The 1,845-nt window shown below is 72.4% G+C and carries 2 protein-coding genes and 1 pseudogene; 2 read left to right on the top strand and 1 reads right to left on the bottom strand.

Annotated features, from left to right (window positions below):
* Window positions 1–346, bottom strand: a pseudogene (locus ACFU6K_RS38160) (hypothetical protein); the annotation flags it as partial.
* A gap of 76 nt (window positions 347–422) precedes the next feature.
* Between ACFU6K_RS38160 and ACFU6K_RS38155 the strand changes: the two are divergent.
* Both ACFU6K_RS38155 and ACFU6K_RS38150 read left to right on the top strand, forming a co-directional pair.
* Entirely contained in the window at window positions 423–914 is a 492-nt protein-coding gene (locus ACFU6K_RS38155; protein WP_030244505.1) for an inorganic diphosphatase, read from the top strand.
* A gap of 215 nt (window positions 915–1,129) precedes the next feature.
* On the top strand, window positions 1,130–1,792 hold the full coding sequence (locus tag ACFU6K_RS38150; RefSeq protein ID WP_380671132.1) for a heme oxygenase (biliverdin-producing): 663 nt from the start codon (window positions 1,130–1,132) through the stop codon (window positions 1,790–1,792).
* Window positions 1,793–1,845: the final 53 nt, after the last annotated feature.

The raw sequence follows: 1,845 nt of genomic DNA, 5'->3' as shown, positions 1-1,845 counted from the left end.
CGGTGGCGGGCACGGAAGCGCCGGGCACGGAGGCTCCGGGCACGGGAGCGGCGGGTGCGGGAGCGGCGGGCGGCGCGGCCCGACGGGTGGGCGCGGCGCCCGGGTCGTCGTTCGACCGGGGACCGGCGGCGCCCTTCCCGCGGTCGCCCTTCCTCCCGCCGTGGCCACCCGGTCCGTCGTGCTCCTCGCCCTCGCCCGGCCCGGCGCTGTGCCCGCCCGGCGGCGGGGCCGGCTGCGCGTACGCACCACCCGAGGTCAGGACCGTACCGACGACCAGGAGCGCCGCTCCGAACAGCCCCGCGGCCGTCCCCCCGCGGCGGCCCGCCGCCCCTCCCCCTGCGCCCACCGACCGGCCCCTTTCCCGAGCACCCGCTCCCGTAGGAGACACTTGGATTCTGTCAGTCCCTACCTTGGAGGAACCGTTGGAGTTCGACGTCCTTATCGAAATCCCGAAGGGCTCTCGTAACAAGTACGAGGTCGACCACGAGACCGGCCGTCTGCGGCTCGACCGGATGCTCTTCACCTCGACCCGCTACCCGGCCGACTACGGCTACGTCGAGGGCACGCTCGGCGAGGACGGCGACCCGCTGGACGCCCTGGTCATCCTGGACGAGCCGACCTTCCCGGGTTGCCTCATCAAGTGCCGCGCCATCGGCATGTTCCAGATGACCGACGAGGCCGGCGGCGACGACAAGCTGCTCTGCGTCCCGGCGACGGACCCGCGCTGGGAGCACCTGCGCGACATCCACCACGTGTCGGAGTTCGACCGCCTGGAGATCCAGCACTTCTTCGAGGTCTACAAGGACCTGGAGCCGGGCAAGTCCGTCGAGGGCGCCAACTGGGTCGGCCGCGCCGAGGCCGAGGCCGAGGTCACCGCTTCGATCAAGCGTCTGGCGGAGCAGGGCGGCCACTGAGCCGTCGTTCCGATCCCACTCGGCCGGGGACGGTCCGAGGCAGGTCGGGACAGCCCGGGGCCGGGGTTCGCGGATTCGTCCGCGGACCCCGGCCTCTGTCGTGTCCGGGGACGGAATGTCTTGCCGACAGTCTGTCGGCAAGACGAGAAGTTAGGTTAGGCTAACCACACATTCAGCCGATTCCCGACCGGCCGATCCCGGACCCTGGAGGCCGCATGCCCGCGCCCGCCCCGTTCTCCACCGTGCTCCGCACCGCCAGCAGCGAGGAGCACGAGGCCGCCGAACAGTCCTCGTTCATGAGCCGGCTGCTGGGCGGCAGGCTCGGGATCGAGGCGTACGCCGACCTCACCGGCCAGCTCTGGTACGTCTACCGGGCCCTGGAAGAGCGGGCCGAGCAGCTCGCGGAGCACCCGCTGGCGGGCCCCTTCATCGACCGGGCGCTGCTGCGCACCGCCGCCATCGAGCGCGACCTCGCGCACCTGCGCGGGCCCGACTGGCGGGACGGCCTGGCCCCGCTGCCGGCCACCGCCGCGTACGTCGCCCGGGTGGAGGAGCTGGCCGCCGGGTGGCCGGCCGGGTACCTCGCGCACCACTACACCCGCTACCTGGGCGACCTGTCGGGCGGTCAGATCATCCGGGGCATCGCGGAGAAGACCTGGGGCTTCGAGCGCAAGGGCGACGGCGTGCGGTTCTACGTCTTCGAGGAGGTCGACAACCCGGCCGCCCTCAAGCGCGAGTACCGGGCGAAGCTGGACGCGGCCGGGGAGGCGATGGACGAGGTCGAGCGGCGTCGGGTGGTCGAGGAGTGCAAGCGGGCCTTCGTGCTCAACGGGGCGGTCTTCCGCGACCTGGACACGCGCTACCCGCTGAGCGCATAAACGTTCCTCCTTATCCCTGTCACGGGAAACGGCCCCGGCGAGCGCTTGCTCGC

This window comes from Kitasatospora sp. NPDC057512 (genome assembly GCF_042802135.1).
GTDB lineage: Bacteria > Actinomycetota > Actinomycetes > Streptomycetales > Streptomycetaceae > Kitasatospora.
The sequence above is the reverse complement of the archived record's forward strand: the minus strand, read 5'-3'. Positions and strand labels throughout refer to the sequence as shown.